21 protein-coding genes are annotated in these 18,946 nt (G+C 31.5%); 9 read left to right on the forward strand and 12 right to left on the reverse strand.

The window, feature by feature from the left end; translation table 11 throughout:
- Positions 1–10 precede the first annotated feature (10 nt).
- Positions 11–403 (forward strand): SRPBCC family protein, encoded by a 393-nt coding sequence (locus tag V7P59_RS07615; RefSeq protein WP_333809564.1) that lies wholly within the window; start codon positions 11–13, stop codon positions 401–403.
- Positions 404–815: 412 nt separating this feature from the next.
- Here the strand turns inward: V7P59_RS07615 and V7P59_RS07620 are convergent, their stop codons facing one another.
- Both V7P59_RS07620 and V7P59_RS07625 read right to left on the reverse strand, forming a co-directional pair.
- Complete coding sequence (locus V7P59_RS07620; protein WP_333809565.1) at positions 816–1,235, reverse strand: hypothetical protein; 420 nt, start codon at positions 1,233–1,235, stop codon at positions 816–818.
- 14 nt (positions 1,236–1,249) lie between these two features.
- The gene (locus V7P59_RS07625; protein ID WP_333809566.1) at positions 1,250–2,371 is read right to left on the reverse strand and encodes a cysteine desulfurase family protein; all 1,122 of its coding nucleotides are present in this window, start codon (positions 2,369–2,371) and stop codon (positions 1,250–1,252) included.
- 213 nt (positions 2,372–2,584) lie between these two features.
- On the opposite strand from V7P59_RS07625, the gene V7P59_RS07630 reads away from it, so the two are divergent.
- A complete protein-coding gene (locus tag V7P59_RS07630; RefSeq protein ID WP_333809567.1) occupies positions 2,585–3,091 on the forward strand; it encodes a hypothetical protein in 507 nt (168 codons plus the stop codon).
- A 96-nt stretch (positions 3,092–3,187) separates the two neighbouring features.
- On the opposite strand, the gene V7P59_RS07635 is transcribed toward V7P59_RS07630, so the two are convergent.
- Together V7P59_RS07635 and V7P59_RS07640 are read right to left on the reverse strand one after the other, a co-directional pair.
- Positions 3,188–3,748 carry a Smr/MutS family protein gene (locus V7P59_RS07635; protein ID WP_333809568.1) on the reverse strand — a complete coding sequence of 187 codons (561 nt, stop codon included), beginning with the start codon at positions 3,746–3,748 and terminating at the stop codon, positions 3,188–3,190.
- Positions 3,732–3,929, reverse strand: a complete 198-nt coding sequence (locus V7P59_RS07640; protein WP_333809569.1) for a hypothetical protein — start codon at positions 3,927–3,929, stop codon at positions 3,732–3,734. The genes V7P59_RS07635 and V7P59_RS07640 overlap by 17 nt, the downstream gene beginning before the upstream one ends.
- Before the next feature lie 109 nt (positions 3,930–4,038).
- Between V7P59_RS07640 and V7P59_RS07645 the strand changes: the two genes are divergently transcribed.
- The 3 genes from V7P59_RS07645 (at position 4,039) to V7P59_RS07655 (ending at position 5,554) form a co-directional block, all read left to right on the forward strand.
- Entirely contained in the window at positions 4,039–4,329 is a 291-nt protein-coding gene (locus V7P59_RS07645) for a DUF2752 domain-containing protein (protein ID WP_333809570.1), read from the forward strand.
- 12 nt (positions 4,330–4,341) lie between these two features.
- A complete protein-coding gene (locus V7P59_RS07650; protein WP_333809571.1) occupies positions 4,342–4,668 on the forward strand; it encodes a CCC motif membrane protein in 327 nt (108 codons plus the stop codon).
- Between the two features lie 196 nt (positions 4,669–4,864).
- Complete coding sequence (locus V7P59_RS07655; RefSeq protein ID WP_333809572.1) at positions 4,865–5,554, forward strand: hypothetical protein; 690 nt, start codon at positions 4,865–4,867, stop codon at positions 5,552–5,554.
- Between the two features lie 132 nt (positions 5,555–5,686).
- On the opposite strand, the gene V7P59_RS07660 is transcribed toward V7P59_RS07655, so the two are convergent.
- The 6 genes from V7P59_RS07660 to V7P59_RS07685 all read right to left on the reverse strand — a co-directional run bounded on the left by V7P59_RS07660 (position 5,687) and on the right by V7P59_RS07685 (position 11,942).
- Entirely contained in the window at positions 5,687–7,159 is a 1,473-nt protein-coding gene (locus V7P59_RS07660) for a lipopolysaccharide biosynthesis protein (protein WP_333809573.1), read from the reverse strand.
- A 21-nt stretch (positions 7,160–7,180) separates the two neighbouring features.
- Complete coding sequence (locus V7P59_RS07665) at positions 7,181–8,467, reverse strand: glycosyltransferase family 4 protein (protein WP_333809574.1); 1,287 nt, start codon at positions 8,465–8,467, stop codon at positions 7,181–7,183.
- Between the two features lie 7 nt (positions 8,468–8,474).
- Positions 8,475–8,942 carry a hypothetical protein gene (locus V7P59_RS07670; RefSeq protein ID WP_333809575.1) on the reverse strand — a complete coding sequence of 156 codons (468 nt, stop codon included), beginning with the start codon at positions 8,940–8,942 and terminating at the stop codon, positions 8,475–8,477.
- Positions 8,939–9,103, reverse strand: a complete 165-nt coding sequence (locus V7P59_RS07675) for a hypothetical protein (RefSeq protein ID WP_333809576.1) — start codon at positions 9,101–9,103, stop codon at positions 8,939–8,941. Before V7P59_RS07675 ends, V7P59_RS07670 begins: the two co-directional genes overlap by 4 nt.
- Before the next feature lie 60 nt (positions 9,104–9,163).
- Positions 9,164–11,602, reverse strand: a complete 2,439-nt coding sequence (locus V7P59_RS07680) for a YfhO family protein (protein WP_333809577.1) — start codon at positions 11,600–11,602, stop codon at positions 9,164–9,166.
- A gap of 85 nt (positions 11,603–11,687) precedes the next feature.
- On the reverse strand, positions 11,688–11,942 hold the full coding sequence (locus V7P59_RS07685; RefSeq protein ID WP_333809578.1) for a DUF4834 domain-containing protein: 255 nt from the start codon (positions 11,940–11,942) through the stop codon (positions 11,688–11,690).
- A 107-nt stretch (positions 11,943–12,049) separates the two neighbouring features.
- Between V7P59_RS07685 and V7P59_RS07690 the strand changes: the two genes are divergently transcribed.
- Positions 12,050–13,018, forward strand: a complete 969-nt coding sequence (locus V7P59_RS07690) for a transporter (RefSeq protein ID WP_333809579.1) — start codon at positions 12,050–12,052, stop codon at positions 13,016–13,018.
- 1 nt (position 13,019) lies between these two features.
- Positions 13,020–14,138, forward strand: coding sequence for a GTP cyclohydrolase (locus V7P59_RS07695; RefSeq protein WP_333809580.1), 1,119 nt, complete (start codon positions 13,020–13,022; stop codon positions 14,136–14,138).
- A 46-nt stretch (positions 14,139–14,184) separates the two neighbouring features.
- Here the strand turns inward: V7P59_RS07695 and V7P59_RS07700 are convergent, their stop codons facing one another.
- Complete coding sequence (locus V7P59_RS07700; RefSeq protein WP_333809581.1) at positions 14,185–15,447, reverse strand: aminotransferase class I/II-fold pyridoxal phosphate-dependent enzyme; 1,263 nt, start codon at positions 15,445–15,447, stop codon at positions 14,185–14,187.
- A gap of 234 nt (positions 15,448–15,681) precedes the next feature.
- Here V7P59_RS07700 and V7P59_RS07705 point away from each other — a divergent pair, with 234 nt between their 5' ends.
- On the forward strand, positions 15,682–16,263 hold the full coding sequence (locus tag V7P59_RS07705; protein WP_333809582.1) for a non-canonical purine NTP diphosphatase: 582 nt from the start codon (positions 15,682–15,684) through the stop codon (positions 16,261–16,263).
- Here V7P59_RS07705 and V7P59_RS07710 read toward each other — a convergent pair.
- A complete protein-coding gene (locus tag V7P59_RS07710; protein WP_333809583.1) occupies positions 16,232–16,846 on the reverse strand; it encodes a trimeric intracellular cation channel family protein in 615 nt (204 codons plus the stop codon). The two genes, V7P59_RS07705 and V7P59_RS07710, sit on opposite strands and share 32 nt — an antisense overlap.
- Positions 16,847–17,030: 184 nt before the next feature.
- Between V7P59_RS07710 and V7P59_RS07715 the strand changes: the two genes are divergently transcribed.
- Positions 17,031–18,902, forward strand: coding sequence for a DEAD/DEAH box helicase (locus V7P59_RS07715; protein ID WP_333809584.1), 1,872 nt, complete (start codon positions 17,031–17,033; stop codon positions 18,900–18,902).
- Positions 18,903–18,946: the final 44 nt, after the last annotated feature.

Here is an 18,946-nt window from a genome sequence, read left to right on the forward strand (position 1 = left end):
ACAAAAAAATATGAACTTAGAAAGTCCAAAAGTAAACGTAGCAAAATCGGCTGAATATTTATTCAACGCTTTGAACGACGTAAAGAATTTCGAGAAATTAATGCCTGAAAATATCGCAAAATTTGAAGTAATCGACGAGAATTGCTTTGAATTCGGATTAAAAGGAATGCCAGAAATTAAATTGGTTAAAAAAGGTGGAACTCCAAATTCACAAATCGTTTTAGGAGCAGCTTCAAGTAAATTGCCTTTTACCTTAACTGGAAACTTAAACGCGATTGACGCTGAAAACACAGAAGTTCAATTAGCTTTTGAAGGCGATTTTAATCCAATGATGGCGATGATGATCAAAGGACCAATCACAAAATTTATTGAAACATTGGCTCAAAATATGGGGAAATTGTAGTTTCCTGAATAACTTATTTAACACGAATTACATGGTTTAATTGATGTAATTCGTGTTTTTTTTTATGTTCTAAGTTCTCGATACGATTTTATATTTCAAAAACTAAGTTTTTTTTTGAAATATAAAATCACTCGAAGTGATGGAAATGGTTATTATTAGTTTATAAGTAACCGAGTTAAAAATAAAAACACTGTAAAAGTGAAATGAAAACAAAATTCCACCAACGTCATTTCGAGTGTTTTGTATTTGGAAAGCCTCAGATTTACAAATACAAAATGTATCGAGAACTGTATAAGGAAAATTCGTTGCTACAGTTCTCGATACAATTTTTAAAAGCAAAAATTAGCATTTTTCCTTTCAAAAATCACTCGAAGTGACGGTAGTAGTTATTATTGCTTTATTTATAAATAGATTAATTTTCTATCTTATAAACAACGTTATATTTTTTCTTTGAAGGATTTTTGATTAAAACTCTAATCTTAAATTTTGAGTTTGACATACAAGGTTCCTCAGAATCATTCTTTAAGAAAAGTGTTAATTGATTATCATTAATTTTGAAATCAGCTATAAAATGATCGCATGCATTTCTATTCATTAGAGCGGAAATATAAATTACATCTTCAATATAATTAACTTGAAGATTATCTAATTCATATAACTCTGATTCTTTTTCATCATTAATATCAATATCTTTAATTAATTCATAATCAAAATACAATAAGTTTTCATTAATTATTCGTTTCTTTTCAACCTGTTTTATTTCTACTTCTTGAACAGAATTATTACATGCAGATAAAACAAATACAAGAACAATAAGAAAATTTTTAATCATAATTATTTATTAGTTTATGCTGTTTTCAAAGCTTCCACCAGCAAATCAATATCTTCTTTCGTATTAAAATGACTGAATGAGATGCGTAAACTAGGTTTTTTTGTCTCTTCTGAAGATAAAAATTCGGCTAAAACGTGCGATGGTTTGATACTTCCACTTTGACAAGCACTTCCGCGTGAAACTGCAATTCCTTTCATATCCAGCGTAAATAACAACATAGAAGTCTTTTCTTCTGATAAAGGCAATTGAACGTTTAAAAGGTTATAAAACGTGTTTTCTCCATTGATTTTAACTTCTGGAAATACTTTTTTTAATTCTGAAAAGCAATAGTTTTTTAAATCGGAAATGTAATTGGTGTCTTTTTCTATATGTTCATAAGCTAATTCTAGTGCTTTTGCCATTCCTACAACTTGATGTACTGCTTCAGTTCCGGCACGCATGCCTTTTTCTTGCTCGCCTCCGAAAATCATGGGTTGTAACATGGAATTCTTTTTGATGTAGGCAAACCCAACTCCTTTTGGACCATGAAATTTATGCGCAGAAGCTACTAAAAAGTCGATTCCTAACTCTTGTACATCTAAATTCGTTTTTCCAATAGATTGTACCGTATCACAATGAAAAAGTGCTTTTGCATACTTGCATAGCTCCGAAACGCGTTTAATGTCTAAAATCGTTCCTATTTCGTTATTAACGTGGATTAATGATACTAATGTTGGAACATCTGAGTGCAATTTAGAAGCCAAATCATGATAATCGATGTTTCCATTTGGTAAAATAGTAACATATTCGACTTGAATTCCGAATTCCTTAGCTAAATGTTCGACTGTATGCAACGTAGCATGATGTTCGATTTTAGTCGTAATAATGCGTTTAATTCCTAAATCTTTCACAGCGCTTGTAAGAATCCAATTCGTGGCTTCTGTAGCGCTTGAGGTGAAAATAATTTCAGAAGCTTGTGCATTTAATAATTTAGCAATCGATTTACGCGACGATTCCAACAAAGTCTTGGCACTTCTACCAAAACTGTGTGTAGAAGATGGATTTCCAAAATCGTTTTGAAGCACATTTACCATCGCAGTAATAACTTCTGGATGAATAGGCGTTGTTGCGGCGTTATCTAAATACACTTTTTTCATTTGAGGCTTTCAATTGTTTTTTATTGGTCAAATGTAATTCGCACATGAAAATTGGTAAAAAAACTAAAAATCTGGAAGTGCTCATTTCATAGGGCAAAGATACAAATCATTTTATTTTAGAAATCTTATAAATCAATTCGTGTGGAAATTAACAAACTTTAGCAAATTAATAAATTAAAACCTTTATTTTTGTTGCATAAATTCGATGAATAAATGAAAAAACTTTTTGTTTTAGTAGCTTCAGTATTTATGCTACAAGCTTGTGATGACGGAGATATTACGTTAGAGTCTTTCAATTTTGATACAGTTGGAATACAAAAATGTACCAACAATAACTTAATTTTTAAAATTAATGGTGACGAATTATTATTATTGAATATTCCTGCAGCAAGTTTTGCCAATGAAGAAACTCCTGATGGAAGTCCAAGAGTTGTAAATGTAAATGCATCGAATCAAATTATTTACAGAATTTACTCAGGAAATATTAATTCGAACTCAATTTGTTCTACAATTCCCCCCGCATCACCCACCGTACAAAACGAATGGAATGCCACTGGCGGAACTATAGAAATTGTCACAGATGCACTTTATGCTATAGACGGAGTTACAATTACAGGATATACACACAACATCAAATTCAAAAATGTAAACTTTTCTGGAAGTTCAAATTCGTTTAGTTTCATAGAATATACTTTTGGAAATTACGAAACCAGTTTATAAAAATAACCTAAAAAGTAAAAGGACTATTCAATTTTGAGTAGTCCTTTTTTTTATTTCCTCATTACAAAATAGAAACGAATTTGGAAACTCAAAATCTTACTTTACATTTTGTTTAATATAAACTTCTGTGGCTCCTAAACCATATTTTTGATAGTTGGCATCTTGGAACGAAATGTTGTCATATCGACCTAACATAAAGTCTAATTCAGCTTTCAAAACACCTTCACCAACACCATGAATAAATACCACTTTTGGCATCCTATTTTTGATAGCAAAATCGAGTTGTCTTTTTGCGGTTTCCATTTGCAAGGTGAGAATATCATAGTTATTCATTCCGCGTTTTGAAGGTACTAATTTTTCAATGTGCAAATCGACTTCTAACACAAATTCATCCTTGCGAGAACGCTTTTCTTTGATAAAACTACGTTTTTTTGGCTCTTCTTTATCCTTTAAAACTGAATTTAAACTTTTACTTGAAAATAGACCACTTAACTCATTAGAATTGTTTATTTTAACTAATTCGTTGACAAAAAATGTCATCACAAAATTATGAGTAGTTTCTATCGAAATTTTATCGTTTTCCACCTTAATTACTACTCCTGAAATATCGTCGTCTAAAACTGCGACCTTATCTCCTATTTCAAATTTCTGCATCATTTTCTTCTTCGTTTTCCCCATCATTTTTAGATGGAATTTTTTTCATCAATCTAAATAATCCAAACATAAATATAGCCATTGCTCCTATCATAACAAATCGATTTGGAGCAGGTTTTGATTGTTCCATCAAAGCATAAATTCCGACTGCAGCAAACATCAAAATGTATAAAAATTGTTTCATAATTTTTATTTTAAATTAAGTTTTCAAAAGTAGTGTTTTTAAAATTAGTATTTGTTTTTGAACTTTTTTTTGTAAACTTGTGAAACAAATAATAACTACAAAAAGCATTATGGAAGAACATATGTTACCTTGTATGAACAAACAACTTTTTGGAGTTGAATGTCCGGGTTGCGGAACACAAAGAGCCATTGCTTTTTTATTAGAGGGTGAATTTTGGGAAGCCTTTAAAATGTTTCCTGCGATTTATACCTTATTTTTATTCTTTATTTTTTTAGCACTTCATCTTTTAGATAAAAAAAGAAACTATTACAAATTAGTCATAGCAAGTGCTATTTTAAATGGAGCTGTAATTATTATTGCTTATTTTATAAAAATTTATTTCAACACTGTAACCAATTAAACTTTATATTTTATGGAAAATCAAAAATTACCTAATGCTACCGCTGTCCTTATTTTAGGGATATTTTCAATTTTAACTTGTTGTTGTTATGGTGTAATTAGTATCATTTTAGGTGTAATTGCATTAGTTTTAGCTAATAAAGATGCAAAATTGTACGCGGAAAATCCAAGTGTTTATACTAACTATAACAATTTAAAAATTGGTAAAATTTTGAGTATCATTGGAATTGCATTAGGAGTTATTTACTTAATCTATGTTATCTTTTTATTCTCTACTTTAGGTATGGAAGGTATAGAACAAATGCAAGAAGAAATGATGAGAAGATACGGAGGTCAATAATTCAGAATAATTTATTTAACATTAAAAAGAACGCTATCAATATGTTAGCGTTCTTTTTTTATTAATAACAACTCATTAACAAATCGTTTACAACGCTTTTTTTGACTTTGGCACAGCAATTGGAAATACCTAATCAAGCAACCGTTTTAGAAACGAGTTTTAAAATGAAGTTGCTAAACTTTTAAATTGTTGTATTATGAAAAAAATTACACTTTTAGTAGTAGCCAGCTTCATACTGGTAGGAAGTATGGCTTATGCGTCAGAAAACCCTGTTTTTTCTGACAACACAAACAGAAGAGGTTATTACATCGATTATAGAGATGCAGAGCCAATTATCTTCAGAGAACGTGGAATTGAGTTTATGTTGTTTCCAAATGGAGAATTTGATTTCAATACAAGACCATCAGGACCTAGATACGCTGTTAATGGAACCAATGGAGCTCCGGGAACCAGAGGATATTACGAACCAATGGAAAGAGGAATTCGTGTGGAACATGATAACTTTGGCAGAGTAAGACGCGTAGGAAATGTGTACATCAACTACGACGCTTTTGGAAGAGTAAAACGTATTGGAACTATTTACATGAGTTATAACAGTTTTGCGGTAACAAGAGTTGGAAATATGCGAATTATCTACGACAGAAGAGGACGAATTGTAGATGTATATGGATTTATCAACCACGCAAACAGTAGTTATTTTTACAACCCAAGAGGAACTTACTCTGGAGGAAATGGTGGTTATGGTTACGGAAACGATTACGATGATGATTTTGGTAGCGATGAAGACTATTACTACTACAGAAAAGATGGTTCTAAAGCCAAAATGACTGATGATGACGTAAAAGAAATCAAAAGAGAAACTTTAGAAATAAAGAAAAATAAATAATAATTGGTTGGTTAGTTTGTTTTTAAATCCTGTGGATTCTGGGAAGATGAAGCAGGATTTTTTGTTTTAAATTTTAAAAATCTTTATTTGTAACACAAATTGAATAAATCGAAGAAATTAAAAAAATCTTTATTATTTCTTCCAAATTCTCTTGAAAACAGAGTTCATAACAAAATTGATATCCGAAGAAATTTTTAAATAATAGCTCAGTCCCAAGTAGAAAATAGTCACTAAAATGGATTTCAAGATAATATTCAAAAAGGGATGAAAGTTAAAATCCCAATAATAAAAAACCCCAAAGGTAATTATTGCCAAAACTAACGATACAATCGTATTTTTAGTAAACGGAAATAGCTTCATTTTAAGCACTACAAATAGCAATTTGGCTAAACTATACATTCCAATAGCAATTAATGTTGCTAAAGCCGCTCCATTAATCCCATACAAAGGAATAAAGATAAAATTCAACCCAACAACTACAAAAACTAGTAAAACTCCTAAAAACAAAACCATTTTGTAATATTTCGAATTAAAAATGATAGAATTGTTGTTTCCTAAAATAACATCAAAATACTTAGACAAACCAATGGTAAAAACCACAAACAAACCTTTATCATAACCTTCATCTGGTAAGAATTCATAAATTTGTTTGATATTTACTAAAATTCCAACATATATTAATCCTCCAATCACTTGAAGTGTTACAGAAGATTTTTTATAAAGCTCATTTAACTCTTCCCATTTGTTTTCACTCATTAATTTAGCAGTAATAGGAAAAGTGATTTGATGCATTGCTCTTTGAGGAACTGAAATTACCATTGCTAAATAGACCGCTAAAGAGTAAAATGCAATATTTTCAATTTTCAAAAATTGATTAATCATATACTTATCAATATCCAATAACATATTGGCTACACTAGCAGATAAAATTATAAATATGGTAAAAACAAAAATTTCTTTTGTTTGTTTTGGTAATTTCTTATTCAATTGAATTCTTTTAGTTTTATTGGCATAGTAAATAATAACCAACAAACTAATTCCATAAATCAATACTAGGGAGTGAACGAATTCAGGCAGTGTTATACATTTGAAATATACTGCAAAAAGTGAAATAGTAACTAAAATTCGAATAAAAACTTCTTTTACAAATGAACCAAAAACTGATTTCATATGCGCTCTTAACCATGCATAAAAAATTTCAAAATAACCTATAAATAAGGCAATCAAAGGTATTTCCCATACAAAATTAAAAACTATAGCATTTTTTGTAGATTCATATAATGCAATATTTTCATAAAAGTAAAAAAACAAACAAAAAAAGGGAATAATGACAAAAAGCGGCAATAAGAGCATATAAGTAAAATAGCTACTCAAATCTTCCTCCGTTTTGTTGTTTTCATTAAAAAATTTAATCAAAGTGTTTTGAATACCAAAAGATAAAATTGGGTATAAAATATTGGCCGCTGATAAAATATAATTGGTTAACCCTAAATATTCTTTACCTAAAAAAACAGGATACATATACATCACATTAACCGCACCAATTCCAAAACCAATAAAAGTTATGATGGTGTTTTTAATCGATTGTTTGATGACAATTCCCATGTTTGAGGTATGAATTTAGAATTAAGAATTCAGAAGTTTGGCTAATTTCTCCGTTAATGATTTTCTGCTATATTGTTGTAAACCCACCGGATATACTTTTAAATTATTTTGTAGATATTGTTCGAAATAATTAAGAATTTGTGCTTTCAAAGCTTCTAACTCGTCATATTTAAAAAAAGTTCCCGTGTTGGTTTCTTTTATGATTTGAGCAAAATCAGCATTTTCTGGTCCGATAGCGATAATTGGTCGCTCTGAAACCATATATTCAAATAATTTTCCTGGAATAATGCATTTGGTTTCTTCTGAATCGATTTCGATAAGTAATAACACTTGTGAACGGCGTTGTTCAACAATAGCTGCATCGTGTGGCAAATATCCCAAATGATGCACGTATTTATCCAACTTGAATTCTTTTATCGCTTGAAGCACCTCAGCACTCACCGCTCCTATCAATTTTAATTGAAACTGTTTTTTGAATTCGGGATTTTCTTTGGTTAATTCTTTCAACGCTTTCCACAAAATTCTCGGATTTCTAGCCGATAAAAACGAACCAATGTGAGCCAAAGTGAATTTTTCGTCTATAGGTTTTTTATCTACTTTTTCCACATCATAACCATTTGTGATTACTTCGATTGGCTTTGAAGTAATGGCTTCAAACTCGGTTTTTGTAGTTGGTGACGTTACTAAAAGTCGGTCACAGGTATTCATGACTTCCTTTTCCAAATCTTTATGCTTTTTGGCTGCCCAAGAACTCAATTTTAATTGTTTGTGATACCCAATAGTTGTCCAAGGATCACGAAAATCAGCCAACCAAGTAATGTTTAGTTCTTTTTTCAATTGCAAACCAATCAAATGTAAACTATGTGGCGGACCAGTCGTTATTATAGTATCTATTTGATTCTCTTGAAGATATTTTTTCAAAAACTTAACCGAAGGTTTCACCCAAAAAACTCTTGCATCGGGAATAAAAACGTTACCACGAATCCAAAGCATCATTTTTTCCACAAAGGATTGCTTTTTTTTATTCGGGATGATTCCTGAACTAATTTTTTTTGTCTTATTCTTTGAAAAAACGGAAGCCAATCCGTAAGGTTCAAAAATCGGTTGTTTAATGATAATGGCTTTATCTGAAACTTCACTTAATAATTTCTCATCAAGCAACGGATACGTTGGATTTTCTGGAATATAAACATGAGGTTCGATATTAAAATCAGGTAAATATTTGACAAATTTTAACCAACGCTGTACGCCTGGACCTCCTGCTGGTGGCCAGTAATACGATATGATGAGTATTCTTTTGGTTTTCAAAATTCAGTTAAGATTCAATATTGTCATTTAATTTTCCTAATTCTTCTAAATCCAGTTGATCTTTAAGTCTATTAGTTGCTTTTTTTGCAATGACTAGGTTTTTATAATCAATAAAATTAACAGGAATGTCATCAATCATTACAATTGTAGCATCAGACAAAAGAGAATCAAATGATTTATCCTCCAAACCCTTTATAGAAGTCATGACATCTAAACGAAGTCCAAAGTCTAATGTAAAATCGGTCCAGCCTGGAATAAATTGTATCGTTTCAATAGATTCAAAATCTCCTATACCAATTTCAACAAACGCTTTTCTAAGATTTTTTCTATTTTCAATCGAATCTTCTATTAAAATATCTAAATCTCCGGTATTTCGGTTATATCCATAAATATTAACAGCAAAACCACCAATAGTGATGTACTTTACCTTATGTTTTTGAAAAGATTTCCAAATATTTAAAATTTGTGCAATCATTTCTTAATGGGATAAATTTTGGGAGCATTTTTTAAAGTATAAGAAAGCTCAATAATAGCCATTAATCGCTCTAATCGTTCTATATAAGAGAGCGATTTTACTTCAGCTATTCGCTTAGCTTCTAACTTTTCGGGTTTATCGTGATTCAATTTTGTCTCCATTTTCTTTGATAGATATTCTCTCAAATTTACAAAATATTCAAGTTCAAAAATCAAAAATCGTTAATATTGAATCTTTTTCTTTCTCTCAAAATAAACTCCAGCACCAATCAATAAAAGCATTCCGATTGAACTCATTAATGCGATTGTACTTCCTGTTTTCACTACTTCTGGTTCAAACTTGAATTCGATAGTGTGTTTTCCTGCTGGAATTTGTAAACCTCTTAAAACGTAGTTTACATTTAAAATTTCAACCTCTTTTCCATCTATTGTAGCTTTCCAACCGTTTTTATAATACATTTCAGAGAAAACTGCGAAGCCTTCATTACTATTATTAGAAACGTATTTTAAATGATTTGGCTTATAGGCAACCAATTGAATTGAAGCTAATGAATCTTTCTTAAATTCACCATTAAATTTTGTGCCTTTAAAATAATCAACATAATTTCTTTCATTCATTACCACTTCATTCTTATTATCCAAACTATCCAAAGCTTTCATTTCTTCATTGGCAGAATTCACAAACTTAATTCTCTCTACAAACCAAGCATTTCCATTCGCTGCAGGGTTTTGCAATGCTAATTTTTGTCCGTTTTCATCCGATTGGATAACGTATTTTACGTTTAACATGTTTAATACACGTACGTTGTTTTTAGCAATTTGGTAGTCGAACAATTGTTGCATTCTTCTAGGTTTCGCAGCATGATAACCTCCAATCGATTTATGAAAAAACGATGTTCTTGCGTTACTCATTCCTCCTTCAACTTCAAAAACACGAAAATGCGTTGTATCCGCTAGAATTCTTTGGTCGGCTTCTGTAGGTTCAAATGGCATATCTACTTCTCTAGCACTTCTAAATTGATCTGGATTGTTGTTTACATAACGTTTATCAACCATAAACAAATCGAAAACCATTAAAACTCCAACCACAATAATAGCTGTGGATTCTTTAATTATATTTTTCACAAAAAAGAATAAAACGGCAAATGTTAATCCTACAAACAACATTGAACGTAAAACATCTGAAGTGTATAAAGCTTCGCGGTCTAATTTTAGAGTTCGGATAAATTCATCTCCATACGCTTGGGCATACATGGCATCATTTGCTCCAGAAAAATTGAACATTCCTTTAATCAAGAATAAAACCACTAAAAGTCCGAAAGTAATTGCTCCCGATTTCCAAAGAGCGTTCCATTTTGCTTTTTCGTCTTGTTTGAAAAATTGGTATAACCCAAGAATCGCTAAAGCTGGCACACACAATTCTAAAATTATTTGAATAGAGGAAACCGCTCTAAATTTGTCATATAAAGGAACATAATTGATAAAGAAATCCGTTAAAACATTAAAATTCTTACCCCAAGAAAGTAATAATGAAAATACTGCTCCTGCTAAAAATAAGTATTTGATGTTTCTTTTTTCAACAAAAAATGCCATTACAAATAAGAAAAACACTACTACTCCAATGTAAGCTGGTGCCGCAACAATTGGTTGTGCTCCCCAATATGCTGGCGCATGTTCTACAAAACCTTGTACTTGATCAGCCGGATAACCTTGCGCTACAAAATTTTGATATGTTTCTGATTTAACTCCTAAATTTTCGTTGTTAGAACCTCCAAAAAGACCTGGAGCAATTAGATTTAAACTTTCTGCAATTCCATAACTATATTCTGTGATATATTCATACGACATTGCATTATTGTCTGTTTTTGGTGAACCATCTGGATTAAAAGTTAATTCACTGTTATTACGAGTTGAAAATTTAGCATATTCAGAAGTTGCAATTAGGTTGGTTGCATTCGCTCCGATGGCTAAAATTCCAGCAATGGCAAAAACTCCAATAATTTTTCCTAACTCTTTGAATTCTTTATTTTTAACAGCAATTACAACATAATAAACCGCAATTATTGCCAATAAAAGCAATAAATAATACGTCATTTGGAAGTGATTTGCATTAATTTCTAAAGCAGCAGCCACCATAGTTAGTAAGCCTCCAGCAATATATCTTCGTTGGAATACCAATAAAACTCCGGCAACTACCATTGGCATATAAGCAATGGCATGTGCTTTGGCATTGTGTCCAACTCCTAAAATAATGATTAAATAGGTAGATAATCCAAAAGCCAATGCTCCAAAAAACGCTTTTAATGGATCTACTTTTAATACCATCAATAACACATAAAAACCTAAGAAATATAGAAATAAATAATCCGCAGGACGTGGTAAAAAGCGTAATGCATCGTCTAACATACCTATAACATCATTTGGATATTTTGCTCCTAATTGATAGGTTGGCATTCCTCCAAAAGCACTGTTGGTCCAATAAGGTTCTTCACCTGTTTCTTTTCTAAAATCGATTTGTTCTTTTGCCATTCCGGTATATTGCACAATATCGGATTGGAAAATTTTTTCTCCTTTTAATACAGGATAAAAGTAGAATAAGGAAACTAGTATAAACCCGACTACGACTAATAAATGGGGATAAAATGCTTTTATGTTCTTCATATCAATGCTATAAATAAGGTGCTAAAGTAACTAAAAAAAGGATATTGTTACAATATCCCTTTGTGTAATCTTTTTGAACTAATAATTATTTCACTTCTTCGTAATCAATATATTCTCCTACTTCTTTTTTTGGTTTAGGAGCTGAAGTTGTAGATTGAGAAGCTTTATATTGTTGTTCTTGTTGTTGTCTATACTGTTCTTGCATTTTTTCTTGCATCTTGTTTACAGCCTTTTGCATTAAAATTGGAGCAAAAATTCGAACTGCAAATTTGAACAGATAATAAAACAGAATGATATAAAATAAAGTTTTTATCAATCCTGTAAATGAAGCCATTTCCATGCTAATAAATTTTAAAATTCAAAAATACAGATATTGGTTGGGAAAACTTCAAAATTGTTTCATAAAATTATGATAAAATAACTATTTTTGGAGATAAATCTTTTTGTATGAAATCAATTCAAGCACTTTTTATTTTACTTTTCGGAATTACATCACAAATTTCATTTGCGCAATTTACAGATGAAATTAATTCGAATCGTCCAGGAAAATCAATGATGGCTTTTGCTGTAGGAAAAAAAATCATCCAAACAGAAACAGGCGTTATGTATTTAAATGAAGACCACAACCTGTTAAACTACCAAGCTAAAGGTTTTATGGGCGAATTAGTTTTACGTTATGGTGTTTGGAAAGAAGAATTGGAAGTAATTGGTGAGATTCAATACCAAAATGATAAGCTTACTTCGGGGGCGTATGAAGAAGGAAGAAATGGCTTTAAACAATTAACTTTAGGAGCTAAATATCTTATTTATGATCCTTTTAAAAATTATGAAGAAAAGCCTAATTTGTATAGTTGGAAAGCCAATCATAGATTCAAATGGAGACAATTTATTCCGGCATTTGCTATGTATGCTGGAGCCAATTTTAAAGTGGGCGATAATCCTTTCAATTATGCCCCAGCTAATATTGAAGAACCTAGTTTTAGTCCAAAAGTAACAGCAATTGCTCAAAATCATTTTGGTGGAAGATGGGTATTAGTTACGAACTTAACGTATGATAAAATAGGAACCGATTTCGCAACTATCAACTACATTTTAACTTTAACCAGAGGATTTAATGCAAAATGGTCAGGATTTATTGAAAACCAAGGCTATATGGGCGATTATTATAGTGATGGTGTTTTCAGAATTGGTGCAGCCTTTTTATTTGACAAACACATGCAAGTAGATGCTTCTATTGGTAAAAATATAAAAGATACGCCTGGATTATTAAATGCTGGTATTGGATTTTCTTGGCGTTTTGCTGATCAATACAAAGAGGTGCAACTTGCAAAACCTGGAACAGAAAGCAAAACGGATAAAAAAATGAAGAAAAAAGCAGAGAAAGAATCCAAAAAAAGAAAAGACGCAGTTGAATAATATGATAACAATAAAAGAAGCTAAAACTCAAAAAGAAATTAAGGATTTTGTGTTGTTTTCTTTTGAACTTTTCAAAGACAATTCCAATTGGATTCCGCCTTTGATTAGTGAAGAAATGGAGACTTTTGATGCAAAAAAAAATCCTTCACTTTTAAAAGCGGAATGTCATTTGTTTTTGGCTTACAAAGAAAATAAAATTGTTGGAAAATTAGCCACAATTATCAATTGGGATGAAGTTAATTTATTAGGAAAGCAAAAAGTTAGATTTGGTTGGTTTGATGCAATTGATGACATTGAAGTTACCCGAGCACTTTTATCAAAAGTAGAAGAATTAGGAAAAAAGCACGGTTTAACCCAAATGGAAGGCCCAATTGGATTTTCAAATCTAGATAAAGTAGGCGCACTTACCGAAGGTTTTGAAGAAAAAGGAAATATGATTACTTGGTATAGTAAGCCATACTACAAAGAGCATTTTAAACAATTAGGTTTAAGTGTAGAAAAGGAATATCAAGAAAGTGTTTTCTCTTTTTTTGATGTAAATCCAGAACCTTTTTTAAGAGCCAGCAAAATGATTCAAGATAGATACAAATTGAAGACTCTTAACTTTAAATTGACTTCTGAAATCATGCCTTATGTAGATCAAATGTTTGAATTATTTAATGAAACCTATGCTAAATTACAATCATTTGTAGCGGTTTCTCAAGAACAGATTGATTACATTAAAAAGAAACACATCAGCTTCATTAATCCTGAATATATAAAATTCATAATGGATGAAAACAATAGAATGATAGCTTTTACGATTGTAATGCCAAATTTTGCTGATGCTTTACAAAAAGCCAACGGTAAATTATTCCCTTTGGGTTGGTGGCATTTACTGCAAGCCAAAAAGAATTCAAAAGAAGTCGTTTTTTATTTGATTGGTGTACTGCCTGAATATCAAAATAAAGGAGTTACTGCTATTATTTTTGAAGAATATTATAAAGTTTTTAAATCTAAAAATATTACAACTTGCATACGAACTCCAGAATTAGAAGAAAATCACGCCATGCACAACTTATGGAAAAACTTTAATTCCAGAATTAATAAAAGAAGATGTACATTTAGTAAAAACATATAAAAAAAGCCTTTCAAACGAAAGGCTTTACTATTTATACAAATTTATTTTATTGTTCCATGTTTACAACATTCGCTTCAGCAATTTGCTTATATGTTCCGTTTTCTAATTTTTCACGGATAGCTTCAAATGCTGCTAAAGTTTCATTGATATCTTCAATTGTATGAGAAGCTGTAGGAATCATTCTCAATAAGATAATTCCTTTTGGAATTACTGGATATACTACAATAGAAAGGAAAATTCCGTAGTTTTCACGTAAGTCATTCACCATAACCATAGCTTCAGGAATAGAACCTTCTAAATATACTGGGGTAATACAAGTATTCGTATCTCCAATATTAAATCCTCTTTCTTTTAATCCGTTTTGTAATGCATTTACGTTTTCCCATAATTTATCTTTGATGGAAGATGAATTACGCAATAATTCTAAACGTTTTAAAGAACCAATAGTTTGAATCATTGGTAATGCTTTTGCAAACATTTGAGAACGTAAATTGTATTTTAAGTAATCAATAACATCTTTATCAGCTGCTACGAAAGCTCCAATATTAGCCATTGATTTTGCAAAAGTTGAGAAATAAACATCAATACCATCTTGACAACCTTGCTCTTCTCCTGCTCCTGCTCCTGTTTTACCAAGTGTTCCAAAACCGTGTGCATCGTCAACTAACAAACGGAAATTGTATTTTTCTTTCAAAGCAACAATTTCTTTTAGTTTACCTTGTTGTCCACGCATTCCAAAAACACCTTCTGTAATAAATAAAATTCCACCTCCAGTTTCTTCAGCCATTTTAGTAGCTCTCTGAAGATTTTTCTCCATACTTTCCAAATCATTGTGTTTGTATGTAAAACGTTTTCCCATGTGTAAACGTACACCGTCTATGATACACGCATGAGAATCTACATCATAAACAATGATATCATTTTTAGATACCAAAGCATCAATAATTGACACCATTCCTTGATAACCAAAATTTAATAAATAAGCGGCTTCTTTCATTACAAAAGCAGCTAATTCTTTTTCTAATTGTTCGTGGTAATTAGTATGACCGCTCATCATACGAGCGCCCATTGGGTAAGCTGCTCCGTATTGTTTTGCTGCCTCTTCGTCAGCTTTTCTAACTTCTGGATGATTGGCTAATCCTAAATAATCATTGATACTCCAGTTTAAAATTTTCTTTCCGTGGAACATCATTCTTGGACCTAATTCGCCTTCTAATTTTGGAAAAACATAGTATCCTTCTGCTTGAGATGCCCATTTTCCTAATGGACCTTTATTGTTTTGAATTCTTTCGAATAAATCTTTTACCATGATATAATAGGTGTTAAAAACGAAGCAAAAGTATAAAGAAAAAAGTTTTTATCGAATGATTATCACCAACTTTTTAAATTAAATTAAAAAAAACTTGTTTATTGCAAAAATGGACTTACATTTGCACCGAACGCACAGCAATGTGGTTACACGTTCACCTTAAAAGTCGGGGGCTCCACCTCGACTTTTTGCTTTTTATACATTTCTTATATTTGTCTTTTCAAAAATATTTTCATGAAACTCGTATTTGCATCAAACAATAAAAATAAAATTCAGGAAATTCAGGCTTTAGTTCCTGCAACTATAAAAATTCTAAGTTTAGAAGATATTGGTTGTTTAGAAGATATTCCTGAAACTGCTGATACCATAGAAGGAAATGCTGTTTTAAAAGCAAATTATGTTACCGAGAAATATGGTTATGATTGTTTTGCTGACGATACAGGTTTAGAAGTTGAGGCTTTAAATGGTGCTCCAGGAGTTTATTCGGCTCGATATGCAGGTGAACAAAAAGATGCAAACAATAATATGGATAAGCTTTTATTAGAATTAAAAGACCAATCGAACAGAAAAGCAAATTTTAAAACGGTGATTGCATTAAATCTTAATGGTAAACAAAACTTATTTACTGGAATTATTAACGGAAAAATCATCGAAGAAAAAATTGGAACCAATGGTTTTGGGTATGATCCTATTTTTGTTGCAGATGGATACGACAAAACTTTTGCCGAATTAACCATGGAAGAAAAATCAACCATTAGTCACAGAGGAATTGCAGTAAAAGAACTTATTCTTTTTTTACAAAAACAGAGCCAATAGGTAAACTCCAATTGTATTTAAAAGCAATTAATCGAAATGTAATGATGAAAATTGCAACCGTTAATGAAATAATTTCACTTTGAATTTGTAATTCTTGTAAAAGAAAAAACAGAATTCCCCCAGCAATACACAATGTTGCATAAATTTCTTTTCGAAATAAAACTGGAATTTCATTACACAAGATATCGCGAATAACACCTCCAAAAGTTGCGGTTAAAGTTCCTAAAATAACACAAATTACGGGACTTAATCCAAATTCAATGCCTTTTTCTAAACCAATTAAAGTAAAAACACCTAAACCAATGGTATCAAACAAAAACATCGAAATACGCAAACGCTCTAAATAACGATTGAATATTATTGAAAGTAAAAAACCAATTGTAATGATATAAACGTAATCAATATCTAACATCCATCCTACTGGTGTTCTTCCTATTAATACATCTCGAACGGTTCCACCCCCTAAAGCCGTCACAAAAGCAATACAATACACCCCAAACAAGTCCAATTTCTTATAAATGGCTGTTAAAGCGCCTGAAATGGCAAATACTAGAGTTCCTGTAACATCTAAAAGTTCAAACATGTCGCATTATTTCCTACAAAAGTACTTCATTTTGATACATTTTTTTTCTTTCAATTTTACTTTAAAACATTTTTTGTAAAATATGTGAAAAACATTAAAAACATAACAAATTGAAAATCAATAATTAACAAATTAGTTAATCTAACTTTTAAAGCGTACCTTTGCACCCAATTTAAAATAATATATGAATAAATTTGAACAATTAGGATTGAATGAGTCGCTACTGCTGGCGATTAAAGATCTAGGATTTGAGAATCCGTCAGAAGTGCAAGAAAAAGCGATTCCAGTACTATTGGAACAAAACACAGACTTAGTAGCCTTAGCGCAAACAGGAACAGGAAAAACCGCAGCTTTTGGTTTTCCACTAATTCAAAAAATTGATGCTGAAAACAGAAATACACAAGCATTAATTTTATCGCCAACGCGTGAGTTATGCTTACAAATCACCAACGAAATTAAATTGTACTCTAAGTACATCAAAGGTTTACATACCGTAGCTGTTTATGGTGGTGCAAGCATTACAGAACAAGCTAGAGAAGTAAAACGTGGTGCCCAAATTATTGTGGCAACACCAGGTAGAATGCAAGACATGATTAACAGAGGTCTTGTAAACATTAAAAACATCGATTTCTGTATCTTAGATGAGGCAGATGAAATGTTAAATATGGGGTTCTACGAAGACATTTGTTCCATTTTATCGGACACACCAGACGAGAAAAACACTTGGTTATTCTCCGCAACAATGCCTGCAGAAGTAGCACGTATTGCAAAACAATTCATGCACAACCCAGAAGAAATTACGGTTGGACACAAAAATTCAGGTTCGGCTACCGTTTCTCACGAATATTACGTAGTAAATGCAAGAGATCGTTATGAAGCTTTGAAACGTTTAGCAGATGCTAATCCTGATATTTTTTCAGTAGTTTTCTGTAGAACAAAACGTGACACACAAGCCGTTGCAGAAAAATTAATCGAAGATGGTTACAATGCTGCAGCTTTACATGGAGATTTATCGCAAGCACAACGTGATGGCGTAATGAAATCGTTCCGTGGTCGTCAAATTCAAATGTTAGTTGCTACAGACGTTGCAGCTCGTGGAATTGACGTTGACAATGTAACACATGTGGTTAACTATCAATTACCTGACGAAATTGAAACCTACAATCACCGTTCAGGAAGAACCGGTAGAGCTGGAAAATTAGGAACTTCAATTGTAATCGTTACGAAAAGTGAATTGAGAAAAATTCACTCTATTGAACGTATCATCAAACAAAAGTTTGAAGAAAAAACGATTCCTTCTGGAATTGAAATCTGCGAAATTCAGTTATTACATTTAGCAAATAAAATTCACGATACTGAAGTAGATCATGAAATTGACAATTACTTACCTGCTATTTATGAAGTTTTCCAAGATTTATCGAAAGAAGAATTAATAAAAAGAATGGTATCGGTAGAATTCAATAGATTCTTAAACTACTACAAAAAGAAACGCGATATTGCTTCAGAAAAAAGCGAAAGAAGTTCAGAACCAAGAGAAATTAGAGCGGGCGATCCTGTTCGTTATTTCATTAATATTGGCGCAAGAGACGATTTCGATTGGATGCAGTTAAAAGACTTCTTAAAAGAAACTTTAGAATTAGGTCGTGATGACGTATTTAAAGTAGACGTTAAAGAAGGATTCTCTTTCTTCAATACCGATGGTGAACATACTGAAAAAGTGATGGAAACCTTAAACGGATTTGAATTAAATGGAAGAAGAATCAATGTGGAAATCTCTAAAAATGATGGCGGAAGCAGTTCAAGACGCGACCATAATGGAAGAAATTCTGGTGGTGGAAGACGCGAAGGCGGATTTAGAGGAGAAAGAAGTGGTTCAGCGCCAAGAAGAGAAGGTGGCTTTAGAAGCGACAAAGGTTCATCTCCAAGAAGAGAAGGTGGTAGAGAAGGAGGCTTTAGAGGAGAAAGAGGTAGTTCTTCTTCAAGAAGAGAAGGTGCTCCAAGACGTTCTGAGAATACAACTGATTCATCAAGACCAAGAAGACCAAGAAGAAGTTAACAATTTTCGTTAATTTTCTTATAAATTTAAAAAAAACTACAAAA

Origin of the sequence: Flavobacterium sp. (assembly GCF_036782315.1) — a bacterium.
GTDB lineage: Bacteria > Bacteroidota > Bacteroidia > Flavobacteriales > Flavobacteriaceae > Flavobacterium.

Coding starts and splice junctions, on each gene's coding strand:
- V7P59_RS07710 (WP_333809583.1), bottom strand. CDS start 16,846: ATGTTTGAACTTTTAGATGTTACAGGAACTCTAGTATTTGCCATTTCA.
- V7P59_RS07620 (WP_333809565.1), bottom strand. CDS start 1,235: ATGATTAAAAATTTTCTTATTGTTCTTGTATTTGTTTTATCTGCATGT.
- V7P59_RS07660 (WP_333809573.1), bottom strand. CDS start 7,159: ATGGGAATTGTCATCAAACAATCGATTAAAAACACCATCATAACTTTT.
- V7P59_RS07670 (WP_333809575.1), bottom strand. CDS start 8,942: ATGATTGCACAAATTTTAAATATTTGGAAATCTTTTCAAAAACATAAG.
- V7P59_RS07685 (WP_333809578.1), bottom strand. CDS start 11,942: ATGGAAATGGCTTCATTTACAGGATTGATAAAAACTTTATTTTATATC.
- V7P59_RS07705 (WP_333809582.1), top strand. CDS start 15,682: ATGAAACTCGTATTTGCATCAAACAATAAAAATAAAATTCAGGAAATT.
- V7P59_RS07675 (WP_333809576.1), bottom strand. CDS start 9,103: ATGGAGACAAAATTGAATCACGATAAACCCGAAAAGTTAGAAGCTAAG.
- V7P59_RS07690 (WP_333809579.1), top strand. CDS start 12,050: ATGAAATCAATTCAAGCACTTTTTATTTTACTTTTCGGAATTACATCA.
- V7P59_RS07680 (WP_333809577.1), bottom strand. CDS start 11,602: ATGAAGAACATAAAAGCATTTTATCCCCATTTATTAGTCGTAGTCGGG.
- V7P59_RS07695 (WP_333809580.1), top strand. CDS start 13,020: ATGATAACAATAAAAGAAGCTAAAACTCAAAAAGAAATTAAGGATTTT.
- V7P59_RS07635 (WP_333809568.1), bottom strand. CDS start 3,748: ATGATGCAGAAATTTGAAATAGGAGATAAGGTCGCAGTTTTAGACGAC.
- V7P59_RS07630 (WP_333809567.1), top strand. CDS start 2,585: ATGAAAAAACTTTTTGTTTTAGTAGCTTCAGTATTTATGCTACAAGCT.
- V7P59_RS07615 (WP_333809564.1), top strand. CDS start 11: ATGAACTTAGAAAGTCCAAAAGTAAACGTAGCAAAATCGGCTGAATAT.
- V7P59_RS07700 (WP_333809581.1), bottom strand. CDS start 15,447: ATGGTAAAAGATTTATTCGAAAGAATTCAAAACAATAAAGGTCCATTA.
- V7P59_RS07640 (WP_333809569.1), bottom strand. CDS start 3,929: ATGAAACAATTTTTATACATTTTGATGTTTGCTGCAGTCGGAATTTAT.
- V7P59_RS07645 (WP_333809570.1), top strand. CDS start 4,039: ATGGAAGAACATATGTTACCTTGTATGAACAAACAACTTTTTGGAGTT.
- V7P59_RS07650 (WP_333809571.1), top strand. CDS start 4,342: ATGGAAAATCAAAAATTACCTAATGCTACCGCTGTCCTTATTTTAGGG.
- V7P59_RS07715 (WP_333809584.1), top strand. CDS start 17,031: ATGAATAAATTTGAACAATTAGGATTGAATGAGTCGCTACTGCTGGCG.
- V7P59_RS07655 (WP_333809572.1), top strand. CDS start 4,865: ATGAAAAAAATTACACTTTTAGTAGTAGCCAGCTTCATACTGGTAGGA.
- V7P59_RS07625 (WP_333809566.1), bottom strand. CDS start 2,371: ATGAAAAAAGTGTATTTAGATAACGCCGCAACAACGCCTATTCATCCA.